This window comes from Streptomyces viridosporus T7A, assembly GCF_008704515.1.
GTDB lineage: Bacteria > Actinomycetota > Actinomycetes > Streptomycetales > Streptomycetaceae > Streptomyces > Streptomyces viridosporus.
Genome location: NZ_CP023700.1, coordinates 2433716 through 2448489, shown reverse-complemented (window position 1 = coordinate 2448489; position 14774 = coordinate 2433716). Strand labels below are relative to the sequence as shown.

12 protein-coding genes are annotated in these 14774 nt (G+C 71.4%); 11 read left to right on the top strand and 1 reads right to left on the bottom strand.

From position 1 onward, the window contains the following. Positions 1-13: 13 nt before the first annotated feature. The 9 genes from ftsW (at position 14) to CP969_RS11460 (ending at position 8553) form a co-directional block, all read left to right on the top strand. Positions 14-1339: a putative lipid II flippase FtsW gene (ftsW, locus tag CP969_RS11500; protein WP_016826681.1), complete on the top strand. Its 1326-nt coding sequence runs from the start codon at positions 14-16 to the stop codon at positions 1337-1339. 33 nt (positions 1340-1372) lie between these two features. Beyond that, positions 1373-2467, top strand: a complete 1095-nt coding sequence (gene murG / locus CP969_RS11495; protein ID WP_004989232.1) for an undecaprenyldiphospho-muramoylpentapeptide beta-N-acetylglucosaminyltransferase — start codon at positions 1373-1375, stop codon at positions 2465-2467. Positions 2468-2480: 13 nt separating this feature from the next. Continuing rightward, complete coding sequence (locus CP969_RS11490) at positions 2481-3272, top strand: cell division protein FtsQ/DivIB (protein ID WP_016826682.1); 792 nt, start codon at positions 2481-2483, stop codon at positions 3270-3272. A 279-nt stretch (positions 3273-3551) separates the two neighbouring features. Further along, positions 3552-4745: a cell division protein FtsZ gene (gene ftsZ, locus CP969_RS11485; RefSeq protein WP_004989237.1), complete on the top strand. Its 1194-nt coding sequence runs from the start codon at positions 3552-3554 to the stop codon at positions 4743-4745. 20 nt (positions 4746-4765) lie between these two features. After that, a complete protein-coding gene (pgeF, locus tag CP969_RS11480) occupies positions 4766-5473 on the top strand; it encodes a peptidoglycan editing factor PgeF (RefSeq protein WP_016826683.1) in 708 nt (235 codons plus the stop codon). A gap of 6 nt (positions 5474-5479) precedes the next feature. Then, on the top strand, positions 5480-6199 hold the full coding sequence (locus CP969_RS11475) for a YggS family pyridoxal phosphate-dependent enzyme (RefSeq protein ID WP_004989242.1): 720 nt from the start codon (positions 5480-5482) through the stop codon (positions 6197-6199). 128 nt (positions 6200-6327) lie between these two features. Then, positions 6328-6969, top strand: a complete 642-nt coding sequence (locus CP969_RS11470) for a cell division protein SepF (protein ID WP_004989244.1) — start codon at positions 6328-6330, stop codon at positions 6967-6969. A gap of 47 nt (positions 6970-7016) precedes the next feature. Next, the gene (locus CP969_RS11465) at positions 7017-7307 is read left to right on the top strand and encodes a YggT family protein (protein ID WP_004989250.1); all 291 of its coding nucleotides are present in this window, start codon (positions 7017-7019) and stop codon (positions 7305-7307) included. 52 nt (positions 7308-7359) lie between these two features. After that, the gene (locus tag CP969_RS11460; protein ID WP_016826685.1) at positions 7360-8553 is read left to right on the top strand and encodes a DivIVA domain-containing protein; all 1194 of its coding nucleotides are present in this window, start codon (positions 7360-7362) and stop codon (positions 8551-8553) included. A 219-nt stretch (positions 8554-8772) separates the two neighbouring features. Here CP969_RS11460 and ileS read toward each other — a convergent pair whose 3' ends face one another. Further along, positions 8773-11949 (bottom strand): isoleucine--tRNA ligase, encoded by a 3177-nt coding sequence (gene ileS, locus CP969_RS11455; protein ID WP_016826686.1) that lies wholly within the window; start codon positions 11947-11949, stop codon positions 8773-8775. A gap of 1025 nt (positions 11950-12974) precedes the next feature. Between ileS and CP969_RS11445 the strand changes: the two genes are divergently transcribed. Then, on the top strand, positions 12975-13994 hold the full coding sequence (locus CP969_RS11445; protein ID WP_317984030.1) for a TraR/DksA family transcriptional regulator: 1020 nt from the start codon (positions 12975-12977) through the stop codon (positions 13992-13994). A gap of 88 nt (positions 13995-14082) precedes the next feature. Further along, a complete protein-coding gene (gene lspA, locus CP969_RS11440; protein ID WP_016826688.1) occupies positions 14083-14745 on the top strand; it encodes a signal peptidase II in 663 nt (220 codons plus the stop codon). Positions 14746-14774 lie beyond the last annotated feature (29 nt).

Sequence of the window (14774 nt, the reverse complement as noted above, 5' to 3'; positions counted from 1 at the left end):
GACGGAGGTCCTGATGCCCGGTAGCCGTACCGGCGGGCCGCCCGTGCAGCGCGCCGTCCGCCGGCCCGCCGTGCCCCGGCCCAGGCGCGAGAACCCCCTCCGCACCCTGCACACCCGGGCCCGCAAGGCCTGGGACCGGCCGCTGACCGCGTACTACCTGATCCTCGGCGGCAGCGCGCTGATCACCGTGCTCGGCCTGGTGATGGTCTACTCGGCCTCCCAGATCACCGCGCTGCAGATGTCCCTGCCGGGCTCCTACTTCTTCCGCAAGCAGCTCCTGGCCGCCGCGATCGGCACCGTGCTGCTGCTCGCGGCCTCCCGGATGCCGGTGAAGCTGCACCGGGCACTGGCCTACCCCATCCTCGCGGGCGCCGTCTTCCTGATGGTCCTGGTGCAGGTGCCGGGGATAGGGGTCGAGGTCAACGGCAACCAGAACTGGATCGCCCTCGGCGGCTCCTTCCAGGTCCAGCCCAGCGAGTTCGGCAAGCTGGCGCTGGTGCTGTGGGGCGCCGACCTGCTCGCCCGCAAACAGGACAAGCGGCTGCTGGGCCAGTGGAAGCACATGCTGGTGCCGCTGGTTCCGGCCGCCTTCATGCTGCTCGGACTGATCATGCTCGGCGGCGACATGGGGACGGCGATCATCCTGACGGCGATCCTGTTCGGCCTGCTGTGGCTGGCGGGGGCGCCCACCCGGATGTTCGCCGCGGTGCTGTCCGTCGCCGCCCTGCTCGGCGTGATCCTCATCCGCACCAGCCCGAACCGCATGGCCCGGCTCGCCTGCCTCGGTGCCACCGAGCCCCAGTCGGGACCGGTCGACTGCTGGCAGGCGGTGCACGGGATCTACGCCCTCGCCTCCGGCGGGATCTTCGGTTCCGGCCTGGGGGCGAGTGTGGAGAAATGGGGACAACTACCCGAAGCCCACACCGACTTCATTTTCGCCGTCACCGGTGAGGAACTGGGTCTGGCGGGGACGCTGTCGGTACTCGCCCTGTTCGCGGCTCTAGGCTATGCGGGCATCCGCGTGGCCGGACGCACGGAGGACCCCTTCGTGAGGTACGCCGCGGGAGGCGTGACCACCTGGATCATGGCCCAGGCCGTGATCAACATCGGTGCGGTGCTCGGCCTGCTGCCGATCGCCGGCGTCCCGCTCCCGCTGTTCTCCTACGGGGGGTCCGCCCTGCTGCCGACCATGTTCGCCATCGGGCTGCTGATCGCCTTCGCGCGTGAGGACCCCGCTGCGCGGATGGCGCTTGCGATGCGGCAACCCCGCTTTGGTAAAAAGCGGAACGGGGGTCCTCAGCGGCCCCGGAGATGGAACACGATGCGACGGCGTGCCTGAGCGGCGCGTTCGTCCGGAGAGCGGTGAATTTCGGTGCATGTCGTACTCGCCGGCGGAGGAACCGCGGGCCACATCGAGCCCGCGCTCGCCCTCGCGGACGCCCTGCGCAGGCAGGATCCGACCGTGGGCATCACGGCCCTGGGCACGGAGCGCGGCCTCGAGACACGTCTCGTACCCGAGCGCGGGTACGAGCTGGCGCTGATCCCCGCCGTACCGCTGCCACGCAAGCCGACCCCCGAGCTGATCACCGTGCCGGGCCGGCTGCGCGGCACCATCAAGGCGACCGAGCAGATCCTGGAGCGCACCAAGGCGGACGCCGTGGTCGGTTTCGGCGGCTACGTCGCCCTGCCCGGCTACCTCGCGGCCAAGCGGCTCGGCGTGCCGATCGTGATCCACGAGGCCAACGCCCGGCCCGGTCTGGCCAACAAGATCGGCTCCCGCTACGCCGCCCAGGTCGCCGTCTCCACGCCCGACAGCAAGCTGCGGGGCGCCCGGTACATCGGGATCCCGCTGCGCCGCTCCATCGCCACCCTCGACCGGGCCGCCGTCCGCCCCGAGGCCCGTGCCGCGTTCGGGCTCGACCCCAACCTGCCGACGCTGCTGGTCTCCGGCGGCTCGCAGGGCGCCCGCCGGCTGAACGAGGTCGTCCAGCAGGTGGCTCCGCGGCTGCAGCAGGCCGGGATCCAGATCCTGCACGCGGTCGGCCCGAAGAACGAACTGCCGCAGGTGCAGCAGATGCCGGGCATGCCCCCCTACATCCCGGTAAGTTACCTGGACCGGATGGACCTCGCGTACGCCGCGGCCGACATGATGCTCTGCCGCGCGGGCGCGATGACCGTCGCCGAGCTCTCCGCCGTCGGGCTCCCGGCCGCCTACGTCCCGCTGCCCATCGGCAACGGCGAACAGCGGCTCAACGCCCAGCCGGTGGTCAAGGCCGGCGGCGGGCTGCTGGTCGACGACGCGGAGCTGACGCCGGAGTGGCTGCAGCAGCACGTGCTGCCCGTCCTCGCCGACCCGCACCGGCTGTACGAGATGTCCCGCGCCGCCTCCGAGTTCGGCCGCCGGGACGCCGACGACCTGCTCGTCGGCATGGTGTACGAGGCGATCGCCTCGCGCCACCGCCACTGAAAGGAGCGCGCGCGTGGCCGGACCGACCACCGCCGAGCGCGGTGAACGCCGTCAGGGGTCGTCCGGCCCGCCGCCCGTCCGGCGTTTCCGCCGGCGCCTTCGTGTGATGATCGTTCTGGCTGTCGCCTTCGTGTTCCTCGGGAGCGGGGCCTTCTGGCTGCTGTACGGCTCGGACCTCGTGCGCGTGGAGCGCGTGTCCGTGTCCGGCACCCGGATCCTGACGCCCGCGCAGGTGCGCGAGGCCGCGGACGTTCCCCTGGGGGAGCAGGTGATTTCGGTGGACACCGGGGCGATCGAGGCGCGGATCGCCGAAGAATTGCCCCGAATTGCCACGGTTGACGTGATCCGTTCCTGGCCCCGTGAAATCGAGCTGAAAGTGACGGAGCGCACTCCGGTCCTTCTTCTGCAAAAGGGCGGAAAGTTCACCGAAGTGGACAAGGAGGGCGTCCGTTTTGCCACGGTTTCCCGGGCTCCGCGAGGTGTTCCCCTGCTGGAATTGGCCGTCTCCCGGAGCGGTTCCGCGGCCGCGAGCCTGCGCCGCTTCGGCGAGGACCGGCTGGTGCGGGAGGCGGTGCGGGCCGCCGGCGCCGTTCCGGACTCCGTCGCGCGCGAGGTCCGCGGCGTCAAGGTCCGTTCCTATGACGACATCTCGCTGCGGTTGACGGGTGACAGGACGGTCGATTGGGGAAGCAGCGAGAAGGGGGCGGCGAAGGCCCGCGCCCTCACGGCTCTGATGAAAGCGGCTTCCGATGCGCGGCACTTCGACGTCAGCGTCCCCACGGCTCCGGCGTCATCGGGGAGTTGACGCTCATCAGTGCAGGCCAGCACCCTGGTTGGGCAGCGCTACGCCTGATCACATAGGGTGAAAAGAAAAACGGGAGGTTCGGCGTGTTCGTTGAACGGGCGCCACGTGTCGACTTAGTGTCCTGTTCAGAAGACTCCAGGGAACAGACACACTGGTAACCCTAAAGTTCAACGTTAGGGTTCGGGTCGGCGCTACGAACCGTCCCATTCGGCATCAGTCGTCGGTTCGCGGCGCACCCGCGGAACGGCGACACGTAACTCGAGGCGAGAGGCCTTCGACGTGGCAGCACCGCAGAACTACCTCGCAGTCATCAAAGTCATCGGTGTCGGCGGCGGTGGTGTCAATGCCATCAACCGGATGATCGAGGTCGGTCTCAAGGGCGTCGAGTTCATCGCCATCAACACCGACGCGCAAGCCCTGTTGATGAGCGACGCCGACGTCAAGCTCGACGTCGGCCGTGAACTCACCCGCGGACTCGGCGCCGGGGCCAACCCGGCCGTCGGCCGCAAGGCCGCCGAGGACCACCGCGAGGAGATCGAGGAGGTCCTCAAGGGGGCCGACATGGTCTTCGTGACGGCCGGTGAAGGCGGCGGCACCGGCACCGGCGGCGCACCCGTCGTGGCCAACATCGCCCGCTCGCTCGGTGCTCTCACCATCGGTGTGGTCACCCGCCCGTTCACCTTCGAGGGGCGGCGCCGCGCGAACCAGGCCGAGGACGGCATCGCGGAGCTGCGCGAAGAGGTCGACACCCTCATCGTCATCCCGAACGACCGGCTGCTGTCCATCTCGGACCGCCAGGTCTCGGTCCTCGACGCCTTCAAGTCGGCGGACCAGGTGCTGCTCTCCGGCGTCCAGGGCATCACCGACCTCATCACCACGCCCGGCCTGATCAACCTCGACTTCGCCGACGTGAAGTCGGTCATGTCGGAGGCCGGCTCGGCCCTCATGGGCATCGGCTCGGCCCGCGGCGACGACCGCGCGGTGGCCGCGGCCGAGATGGCCATCTCCTCCCCGCTGCTGGAAGCCTCCATCGACGGCGCCCGCGGTGTGCTGCTCTCCATCTCCGGCGGCAGCGACCTCGGTCTGTTCGAGATCAACGAGGCCGCCCAGCTGGTGAGCGAGGCCGCCCACCCCGAGGCCAACATCATCTTCGGCGCGGTGATCGACGACGCTCTCGGCGACGAGGTCCGGGTCACCGTGATCGCGGCCGGCTTCGACGGCGGCCAGCCGCCGGCCAAGCGGGAGAACGTCCTCGGCTCGTCCTCGGCCAAGCGCGAGGAGCAGGCCCCGGCACGGCAGCCGGAGAGCCGCCCCTCCTTCGGCTCGCTCGGCAGCGTCACGCCCAAGGAGGACCCGGAGCCGATGAAGCCGGAGCCGGTGCACGACATCCCGGTCGTCCAGCCGCCGGTCCCGCCGACGCGGACCTACGACAGCGCGGCCGAGGAGCTGGACGTGCCGGACTTCCTGAAGTGATAGCAGCCCGGCGCGAGAGCGTGAGCGGCGCGCACTTCGCCTTCACCGACCGGTGGGGCGGGGTGAGCGCCGCTCCGTATGCGGAGCTCAACCTCGGCGGAGCGGTCGGCGACGACCCCGGCGCCGTGCGCACCAACCGCGAACTGGCCGCCGAGTCCCTCGGCGTCGATCCGGCCCGGGTGGTCTGGATGAACCAGGTGCACGGGGCCGCTACGGCCGTGGTCGACGAGCCCTGGGGCGAGAGCCCCGTCCCCGAGGTCGACGCGATCGTCACCGCGCGGCGGGGTCTCGCCCTCGCCGTGCTCACCGCCGACTGCGTGCCGGTGCTGCTGGCCGACCCCGTCGCCGGGGTCGCCGCCGCGGCCCACGCGGGACGGCCCGGACTGGTCGCCGGGGTGGTCCCCGCCGCCGTGCGGGCCATGGCCGAACTCGGCGCCGAGCCCTCGCGGATCGTCGCCCGCACCGGGCCGGCCGTCTGCGGCCGGTGCTACGAGGTGCCGGAGGCGATGCGCGCCGAGGTGGCCGCCGTCGAGCCGGCGGCGCACGCCGTGACGAGCTGGGGCACCCCGGCGGTCGACGTGGGCGCGGGCGTGCACGCGCAGCTCCAGCGACTCGGGGTGCGCGACCGGGCGCAGTCGCCGGTGTGCACGCTGGAGTCGGGGGATCACTTCTCGTACCGACGCGACCGCACCACCGGGCGGCTCGCGGGCTATGTGTGGCTGGACTGATGGAACATGACGGATCGTAAGAGCGAGATCGCCGCGAACCTGGCGAGAGTGGAGGAGCGGATCGCCGCCGCGTGCGCCGCGGCCGGACGTGCGCGCGACGAGGTCACCCTCATCGTGGTCACCAAGACCTTCCCGGCGAGCGACGTGCGGCTCCTGTCGGAACTCGGTGTGCGCCATGTCGCCGAGAACCGCGACCAGGACGCCGCGCCGAAGGCGGCCCAGTGTGCGGACCTGCCGCTCACCTGGCACTTCGTCGGTCAGCTGCAGACCAACAAGGTGCGCTCCGTGGTCGGTTACGCGGGTGTCGTGCACTCCGTCGACCGCGCCCGGCTGGTGACGGCCCTCTCCAGGGAGGCCGTGCGGAGCGGGCGCGAAGTGGGCTGCCTCGTCCAGGTCGCGCTCGACGCGGGTGAAGGCGGCCGGGGGGAGCGCGGGGGCGTCGCGCCCGGCGGGGTCGCGGAGTTGGCCGCGCTCGTCGCCGGGGCCGAGGGGCTGCGGCTGGACGGGCTGATGACGGTCGCCCCGCTCACCGGGGAGTACGCCGGGCGTCAACAGGCGGCGTTCGAGCGGTTGGTGGATCTGTCGACCGCCCTGCGCAAGGCCCATCCGACTGCGAACATGGTCTCGGCAGGAATGAGTACGGACCTCGAACAGGCCGTTGCCGCCGGAGCGACACATGTGCGCGTCGGCAGTGCGGTACTCGGAGTCCGCCCCAGGCTCGGGTAACGTCGCCAAGAAGTCGGACCACAGTAGAAAATATGGTCATTGCCGCCAATAGCGGACATAAGGACCTTGTGGATCGCGGGCACTTGGCGGTCGTCAGCGGATCCACCACAGAGCGGAGGACTCGGAGCATGGCCGGCGCGATGCGCAAAATGGCGGTCTACCTCGGCCTCGTGGAGGACGATGGGTACGACGGCCGCGGATTCGACCCAGACGACGACTTTGAACCCGAACTCGACCCGGAGCCCGAACGTGACCACAGGCGGCACGAAATTTCGCATCAGTCGCATGGTTCACATCAGTCACAAAGGGAAGAAGAGGTGCGAGTCGTGCAACCGCCCGCGCCTCGCGAGCCGGTTGCCCGCTCCGCTTCGCTTCCCGCGGAATCGCCACGTCCGGCACGCATCGCCCCCGTGGCGTCCATCACACAAGAACGCGCAAGCCTGGAGAAGAACGCACCGGTGATCATGCCCAAGGTCGTGTCGGAACGAGAGCCTTACCGGATCACCACGCTCCATCCCCGGACCTACAACGAGGCCCGTACCATCGGGGAACACTTCCGTGAGGGCACTCCGGTGATCATGAATCTGACCGAGATGGACGACACGGACGCGAAGCGACTTGTCGACTTCGCGGCCGGTCTGGTGTTCGGTCTCCACGGCAGTATCGAGCGGGTGACGCAGAAGGTGTTCCTGCTGTCTCCTGCTAACGTCGATGTCACGGCGGAGGACAAGGCCCGCATCGCAGAGGGCGGGTTCTTCAACCAGAGCTGAGACGCAGGACCGATCGAGCAGGTACAGGGGAGAGGGAAGAGCAAGCCATGAGCGTGTTCGCGCAGGTGATCTACATCGCGCTGATGGTGTTCCTCATCGTGCTCATTTTCCGGCTGGTCATGGACTACGTCTTCCAGTTCGCCCGCTCATGGCAACCCGGCAAGGCGATGGTGGTCGTCCTGGAGGCCACCTACACTGTCACCGATCCACCGCTGAAGCTTCTGCGGCGGTTCATCCCGCCGCTGCGTCTCGGGGGCGTGGCGCTCGACCTGTCCTTCTTCGTGCTGATGATCATCGTCTACATTCTGATCTCCCTCGTGGGCAATGCACTGAGGTGACTGTGGACGACATGGGCCTGCCGACTGCCGATGACTACGTTGAGGTGAAGAGATGCCGTTGACCCCCGAGGACGTGCGGAACAAGCAGTTCACGACCGTCCGCCTCCGAGAAGGCTATGACGAGGACGAGGTCGATGCCTTCCTCGACGAGGTCGAAGCCGAACTGACGCGCCTGCTGCGCGAGAACGAGGACCTGCGCGCCAAGCTGGCCGCTGCCACGCGCGCCGCTGCCCAGAACCAGCAGAACATGCGCAAGCCCCCGGAGCAGGACCAGCAGGGACCGCCGCAGGGGATGCCGCAGCAGGGCATGCCCCAGCAGGGCATGCCCCAGCAGGGCATGCCCCAGCAGGGGATGCCGCAGCAGGGCATGCGAGGTCCCGGCGCTCCCGTGCCCGCCGGGATATCGGGCCCGCCGCAGCAGCAGATGGGTGGCCCCATGGGTGGTCCGCCCCAGCTGCCGAGCGGTGCTCCTCAGCTGCCCGCCGGCCCCGGCGGTCAGGGCGGCCCGCAGGGTCCCGGCCCGATGGGTCAGGGTCCCGGGCCGATGGGCCAGGGTGGCCCGATGCAGGGGCAGATGGGCCCCGGTGGCCCGATGGGCGGCCCCATGGGCGGCCCCGGTCTTCCCGGTCAGGGCGGCCCCGGCGGCGACAGCGCCGCCCGCGTGCTGTCGCTGGCCCAGCAGACCGCCGACCAGGCGATCGCCGAGGCCCGTTCCGAGGCCAACAAGATCGTCGGCGAGGCGCGTTCGCGTGCCGAGGGTCTCGAGCGGGACGCCCGTGCCAAGGCCGACGCCCTGGAGCGGGACGCGCAGGAGAAGCACCGCGTCGCGATGGGCTCCCTGGAGTCCGCCCGCGCCACGCTGGAGCGCAAGGTCGAGGACCTGCGCGGCTTCGAGCGCGAGTACCGCACGCGGCTGAAGTCCTACCTGGAGTCGCAGCTGCGCCAGCTGGAGACCCAGGCGGACGACTCGCTCGCCCCGCCGCGCCAGCCCGCGAGCACCGCGCCGTCGCTCCCGCCGTCCCCGGCGCCCTCCATGGCTCCGGCCGGTGCCGGTGCGCCGTCCTACGGCGGCAACCAGGCGATGGGCGGCCCCGGCGGTCAGTCCGGCCCGTCCTACGGCGGTCAGCAGCAGATGCAGCCGGCGATGACCCAGCCCATGGCGCCGGTGCGTCCGCAGGGGCCGTCGCCGATGGGGCAGGCCCCCTCGCCGATGCGCGGGTTCCTCATCGACGAGGACGACAACTGACGGCCCTGTGGCCATGAGTACGGCGTAGCGGTCGGCAGCGTTCAGGGCGGGGCCCCGGGTTCACCAACCCGGGGCCCCGCCCTCGTGCTCCGCGCGTCCGGGGCGCGGACGCCGGGTGTTCGAGCCGGGGCGTCCGTCCGCGGGACGCAACGCCGGGGGCCCGGGCCCGCCGAGGTTCTCCTCGACGGGCCCGGGCCCCGGGTGCAGGATCGCCGCGCGTCACGCCTTGCGCAGGCGGAACGTCAGGGACAGGCCCTCGTCCGTGAACGCGTCCCCGTAGGTGTCGTCCGCCTCGCCCCGGGCGAAGTCCGTGGCGAGGACCTCGTCGGCGATCAGGGCGGAGTGGTCGGTCAGGGCCGCGACGGTCGCGGGGTCCGCGGCCGTCCAGCGCAGGGCGATCCGGTCGGCCACGTCGAGGCCGCTGTTCTTGCGGGCCTCCTGGATCAGCCGGATCGCGTCCCGGGCCAGGCCCGCGCGGCGCAGCTCCTCCGTGATCTCCAGGTCGAGGGCGACCGTGGCACCGGCGTCGGAGGCCACCGACCAGCCCTCGCGCGGGGTCTCCGTGATGATCACCTCGTCCGGGGCGAGGGTGATCGTCTCACCGTCCACCTCGACCGAGGCGGTGCCCTCGCGCAGGGCCAGGGACAGGGCCGCGGCGTCCGTGTCCGCGATCGCCCGGGCCACGTCCTGGACGCGCTTGCCGAACCGCTTGCCCAGCGCGCGGAAGTTGGCCTTCGCCGTGGTGTCCACCAGCGAGCCGCCGACCTCGGACAGCGACGCCAGCGACTCGACGTTCAGCTCCTCGGTGATCTGGGCGTGCAGCTCCGGGTCGAGGGTGTCGAAGCCGCCGGCCGCGATCAGCGCCCGCTTCAGCGGCTGGCGGGTCTTCACGCCCGACTCCGCGCGCGTGGCCCGGCCCAGCTCCACCAGCCGGCGCACCAGCACCATCTGCTTCGACAGCTCCGGGTCGATCGCGCTCGGGTCCGCCTGCGGCCAGGAGGACAGGTGCACCGACTCCGGCGCGCCCGGGGTGACCGGGACGACCAGGTCCTGCCAGACCCGCTCGGTGATGAACGGGGTGAGCGGGGCCATCAGCTTGGTGACCGTCTCCACGACCTCGTGCAGGGTGCGCAGCGCCGCCTTGTCGCCCTGCCAGAAGCGGCGCCGGGAGCGGCGGACGTACCAGTTGGAGAGGTCGTCGACGAACGCGGACAGCAGCTTGCCGGCGCGCTGGGTGTCGTAGCCGTCCAGTGCCCGGGTCACCTGGTCGGTGAGCGCGTGCAGTTCGGACAGCAGCCAGCGGTCCAGCAGCGGGCGGTCGGCCGGGGCCGGGTCGGCCCCGCTCGGCGCCCAGTTCGACGTACGGGCGTACAGGGCCTGGAAGGCGACCGTGTTCCAGTACGTCAGCAGCGTCTTGCGGACGACCTCCTGGATGGTGCCGTGGCCCACCCGGCGGGCCGCCCAGGGGGAGCCGCCGGCCGCCATGAACCAGCGGACCGCGTCCGCGCCGTGCTGGTCCATGAGCGGGATCGGCTGCAGGATGTTGCCCAGGTGCTTGGACATCTTGCGGCCGTCCTCGGCGAGGATGTGGCCCAGGCACACGACGTTCTCGTAGGACGACTTGTCGAAGACGAGCGTGCCGATCGCCATCAGCGTGTAGAACCAGCCGCGGGTCTGGTCGATGGCCTCGCAGATGAACTGCGCCGGGTAGCGGGCCTCGAACAGCTCCTTGTTCTTGTACGGGTAGCCCCACTGCGCGAACGGCATCGAACCCGAGTCGTACCAGGCGTCGATGACCTCCGGCACGCGCGTGGCCTCCTGCCCGCAGCCGTCCTGCGGGCAGGCGAAGGTGACCTCGTCGATGTACGGGCGGTGCGGGTCGAGCCCCGACTGGTCGGTGCCGGTCAGCTCGGACAGCTCCGCGCGGGATCCGACGACCGTGAGGTGGTCGTCCGCGCAGCGCCAGATCGGCAGCGGGGTGCCCCAGTAGCGGTTGCGGGACAGGGCCCAGTCGATGTTGTTGTTCAGCCAGTCGCCGTACCGGCCGTGCTTGACCGTGTCCGGGAACCAGTTGGTGTTCTCGTTCTCCGCCAGCAGGCGGTCCTTGACGGCCGTGGTGCGGATGTACCAGGACGGCTGCGCGTAGTAGAGCAGCGCGGTGTGGCAGCGCCAGCAGTGCGGGTAGCTGTGCTCGTACGGGGTGTGCCGGAAGAGCAGGCCGCGCTCGTCGAGGTCGGCGGTCAGCTTCTCGTCGGCCTTCTTGAAGAAGACGCCGCCGACCAGGGGGACGTCCTCGGCGAAGGTGCCGTCGGGGCGGACCGGGTTGACGACGGGCAGGCCGTAGGAGCGGCAGACCTTGAGGTCGTCCTCGCCGAAGGCGGGGGACTGGTGGACCAGGCCGGTGCCGTCCTCGGTGGTGACGTACTCGGCGTTCACCACGTAGTGGGCCCCGGCCGGGCTGTGCTCACCGGTTCCCTCGCCGACGCTCGGGAACTCGACGAGCTCGAAGGGGCGCCGGTACGTCCAGCGCTCCATCTCGGCGCCGGTGAAGGTCCGGCCGGTGGTCTCCCAGCCCTCGCCGAGGGCCTTGGCGACCAGCGGCTCGGCGACGACCAGCTTCTCCTCACCGTTCGTCGCGACGACGTAGGTGACCTCGGGGTGCGCGGCGACCGCCGTGTTGGAGACCAGGGTCCACGGGGTGGTCGTCCACACCAGGAGCGCGGCCTCGCCGGCCAGCGGGCCGGAGGTGAGTGGGAAGCGGACGTAGACGGAGGGGTCGACGACCGTCTCGTAGCCCTGCGCCAGCTCGTGGTCGGACAGGCCGGTGCCGCAGCGCGGGCACCAGGGGGCGACGCGGTGGTCCTGGACCAGCAGCCCCTTGTTGAAGATCTCCTTCAGCGACCACCAGACGGAGTCGACGTACTCCGGGTCCATGGTCCGGTAGGCGTCGTCGAGGTCGACCCAGTAGCCCATGCGGGTCGTCAGCTCGGCGAAGGCGTCGGTGTGGCGGGTCACCGACTCGCGGCACCTGGCGTTGAACTCGGCGATGCCGTACGCCTCGATGTCCTGCTTGCCGGAGAAGCCGAGCTCCTTCTCCACGGCCAGCTCCACCGGGAGGCCGTGGCAGTCCCAGCCGGCCTTGCGGGCCACGTGGTAGCCGCGCATGGTGCGGAAGCGGGGGAAGACGTCCTTGAAGACGCGCGCCTCGATGTGGTGGGCGCCCGGCATGCCGTTGGCGGTGGGCGGGCCCTCGTAGAACACCCACTCGGGTCGGCCCTCGGACTGCTCCAGGCTCTTGGCGAAGATCTTCTGCTCGCGCCAGAAGTCGAGCACCGCGTGCTCGAGGGCGGGCAGGTCGACCTGGGCGGGTACCTGGCGGTACGTCGGCGTTGTCATCAGCGAGCTTCCTCCGGCGGATCTGCTGCCTTCCGTCCGGAGGGACGAGAGCTGTGTCGATGCCTGCGCCGCCTTCGGCGCGCTCCCGCGGTACCACCCTCCTTGGCCCCCCGGTGCTTCGTGTGCGCCGGTGAGCCCCCTCATTGGGATCGCGATGCCGGTTCTACTCGCCGTCGCCGTCGGGCGGCGGCTTTCTTCCGGCGGCTCCGGGGTGATCTTCACGTCGCGCTCGCCCCCGGGCTCACACCGTCCCCGGGTCGCTCTGGGCTGCGTACGCCGCTACTCGTCCCCATCTCCGCTTTTCGCTCCGCCCAGTGTACGGCGCGTCGGGAGCGGCGGCCGACCGGTTTCTCCGCGGCCGGGGAGCGGGCCGGGAGCGGGCCGGGGAGGGAGCCGGGGAGGGGGTGAGGAGGGAGGGGAAGAGAGGGACGGTGTACGGATTGCATATGACCTGACATGGAGGGTGATGACCCGAATGGTGTGGTGTGTACGTTCGGATCCCGGGACGTCGCCCTCGGCGGCATACCCGGCGGGGAGCTGGGCACAACGCATGCAGGTTCGCCGCGCGGCGTCCGCGGGGCGAGGAGATCGGGCGGTGCGCCCCGTTGCCGCGGGACTCGAGTCGATTTATCGTCCCAGAACGATTTGCGCACAAAATCACAATATGTGAAGGGGCCGCGGTCATGGTGGTGAAGAAGACCGCCGTACAGCAGTCGGCGTCCGGCAGGTCCGGGCGCGCCGGCGGCGGCGCGCCCCGTGCGGAGGCCTCCGGCGGTGCGGCCGGGAGCGTGGACGGGAAGAAGGGTCCCCGGAGTGCGGCGGGCCGTGCGGCGGAGCCCGCGAAGCGATCGCGGGGACCTGCGGCCGACCCGGGCGGCACGGGCGGCACGGAGCACCCGAAGGGGGCGCGGGCGGCCGGGACCGGGGCTGCGCGGGCCGGGACGGCGGCGACCGGAGAGGCCGCGGGGGAGAGGACCGCGAGGAAGCCGGCGGCCGGGAAGGCCGCGGCGACCGAAAAGGCCGCGGTGAAGAGGGCCGCGGCCGGGAAGGGTGTCGTCGGGGAGGCGGCGGCCGGGAAGGGGCCGTCCGAGGGCGCGCCCGCCGAGAAGGCGGCGGAGAAGAGCGCGGCCGGGGCCGCCCCGGCGGGGGAAGCGCCGGTCGAGAAGGCCGGGGCGAGTAAGGCGGCGGCGAAGAAGACGACGGGGAAGAAGACGACGGGGAAGACGAAGACGGCGAAGAGGACGGCGGGGAAGAAGGCGACGGCGGCGAAGGATGCGGCCAAGGAGGCACCGGCCAAGAAGGCGCCGGCCCGGGGGGCGGCGGTGAAGGGGGCCGCGGCCGGGGAGAAGGGCGCCCGGGAGGCGGCCGCGCGGGGGGCCGGAGCGGGCGGTGCCGGTGGCGGTGCCCGCGGCGGGGTCGGCCGGAAGGCCGCCCGGAGTGCGGGGGGCGCGGGGGGAAGGAGCAAGGGCACCACCAGGAACAGCGGGGGCACACAGGACATGGCCGGGCGCGGCACGGCCACTGACGCGGGCGCGGCCGAGGCCGCGACGCAGACGGGAGCGACGACGGTGGGTGCGAAGAAGACTCCTGGCGCGGCCACGGCGGCGAAGACCGCCGTGCCCAAGGCGCGGATCGCCGCGGTGGAGCCGGGCGACCTGGCGGTGCGGCCGGGCGAGGACCCCTGGACACCGGAAGAGGTCGAGGAGGCGCGGGCCGGGCTGATGGCCGAGGTGGTGCGGCTGCGCGACGAGATCAGCTCGTCGGAGCGGTCGCTGGCCGGTCTCATGCGGGATTCCGGCGACGGCGCGGGCGACGACGACGCCGACACCGGCAGCAAGAACATCACGCGCGAGCACGAGCTGGCGCTCGCCGCCAACGCGCGCGAGATGCTCACCCAGTCCGAGCGGGCCCTGCAGCGCCTGGACACCGGCACCTACGGCCTGTGCGAGAACTGCGGCAACCCCATCGGGAAGGCCCGTGTGCAGGCCTTCCCCCGGGCCACCCTGTGCGTCGAGTGCAAGCAGAAGCAGGAGCGCCGCCCCTGAGCACCGCCGTATGCCTCCTGGGCACGAGGGGCGTGCGGGGCGTGCCGTACCCTCGTCCTCAGTCAGGTACCTAGGTCGAGGGACTCACGTGGCAGAGGCGGAGCGCATCATCGGTACGCCGGACACCCCGGACACGGGCCGGGACGGGACGGAGGGGGACGACGCCCGTGCGGGCGGTGCCCCCGGGGCCGGTGCCCGGGAGGGCGGCGCCCCCGTCGCCGCGTCCGGCCCCGGGGGGACGGCGGCGCAGAGCGAGCGGCCCCGCGGCAAGCGGCGCATCGCCGTGCTGTTCACCGTCGCCGCCCTCGCCTACGCCCTCGACCTGATCAGCAAGATGATCGTGGTCGCCGAACTGGAGCACCACGAGCCCGTCGAGATCATCGGGGACTGGCTGAGGTTCGAGGCGATCCGCAACGCGGGCGCGGCCTTCGGCTTCGGCGAGGCCTTCACCGTGATCTTCACGGTGATCGCGGCCGTGGTGATCGTGGTGATCATCCGGCTCGCCCGCAAGCTGTACAGCCTGCCCTGGGCGATCGCGCTCGGCCTGCTGCTCGGCGGTGCCCTCGGCAACCTCACCGACCGGATCTTCCGGTCCCCGGGCGTCTTCGAGGGCGCGGTCGTCGACTTCATCGCGCCCAAGGGCTTCGCCGTGTTCAACCTGGCCGACTCGGCCATCGTGTGCGGCGGCATCCTGATCGTGCTGCTGTCGTTCCGGGGTCTCGACCCCGACGGGACCGTCCACAAGGACTGAGGACTGAACGCGCGTACGGGGTCGCCGGG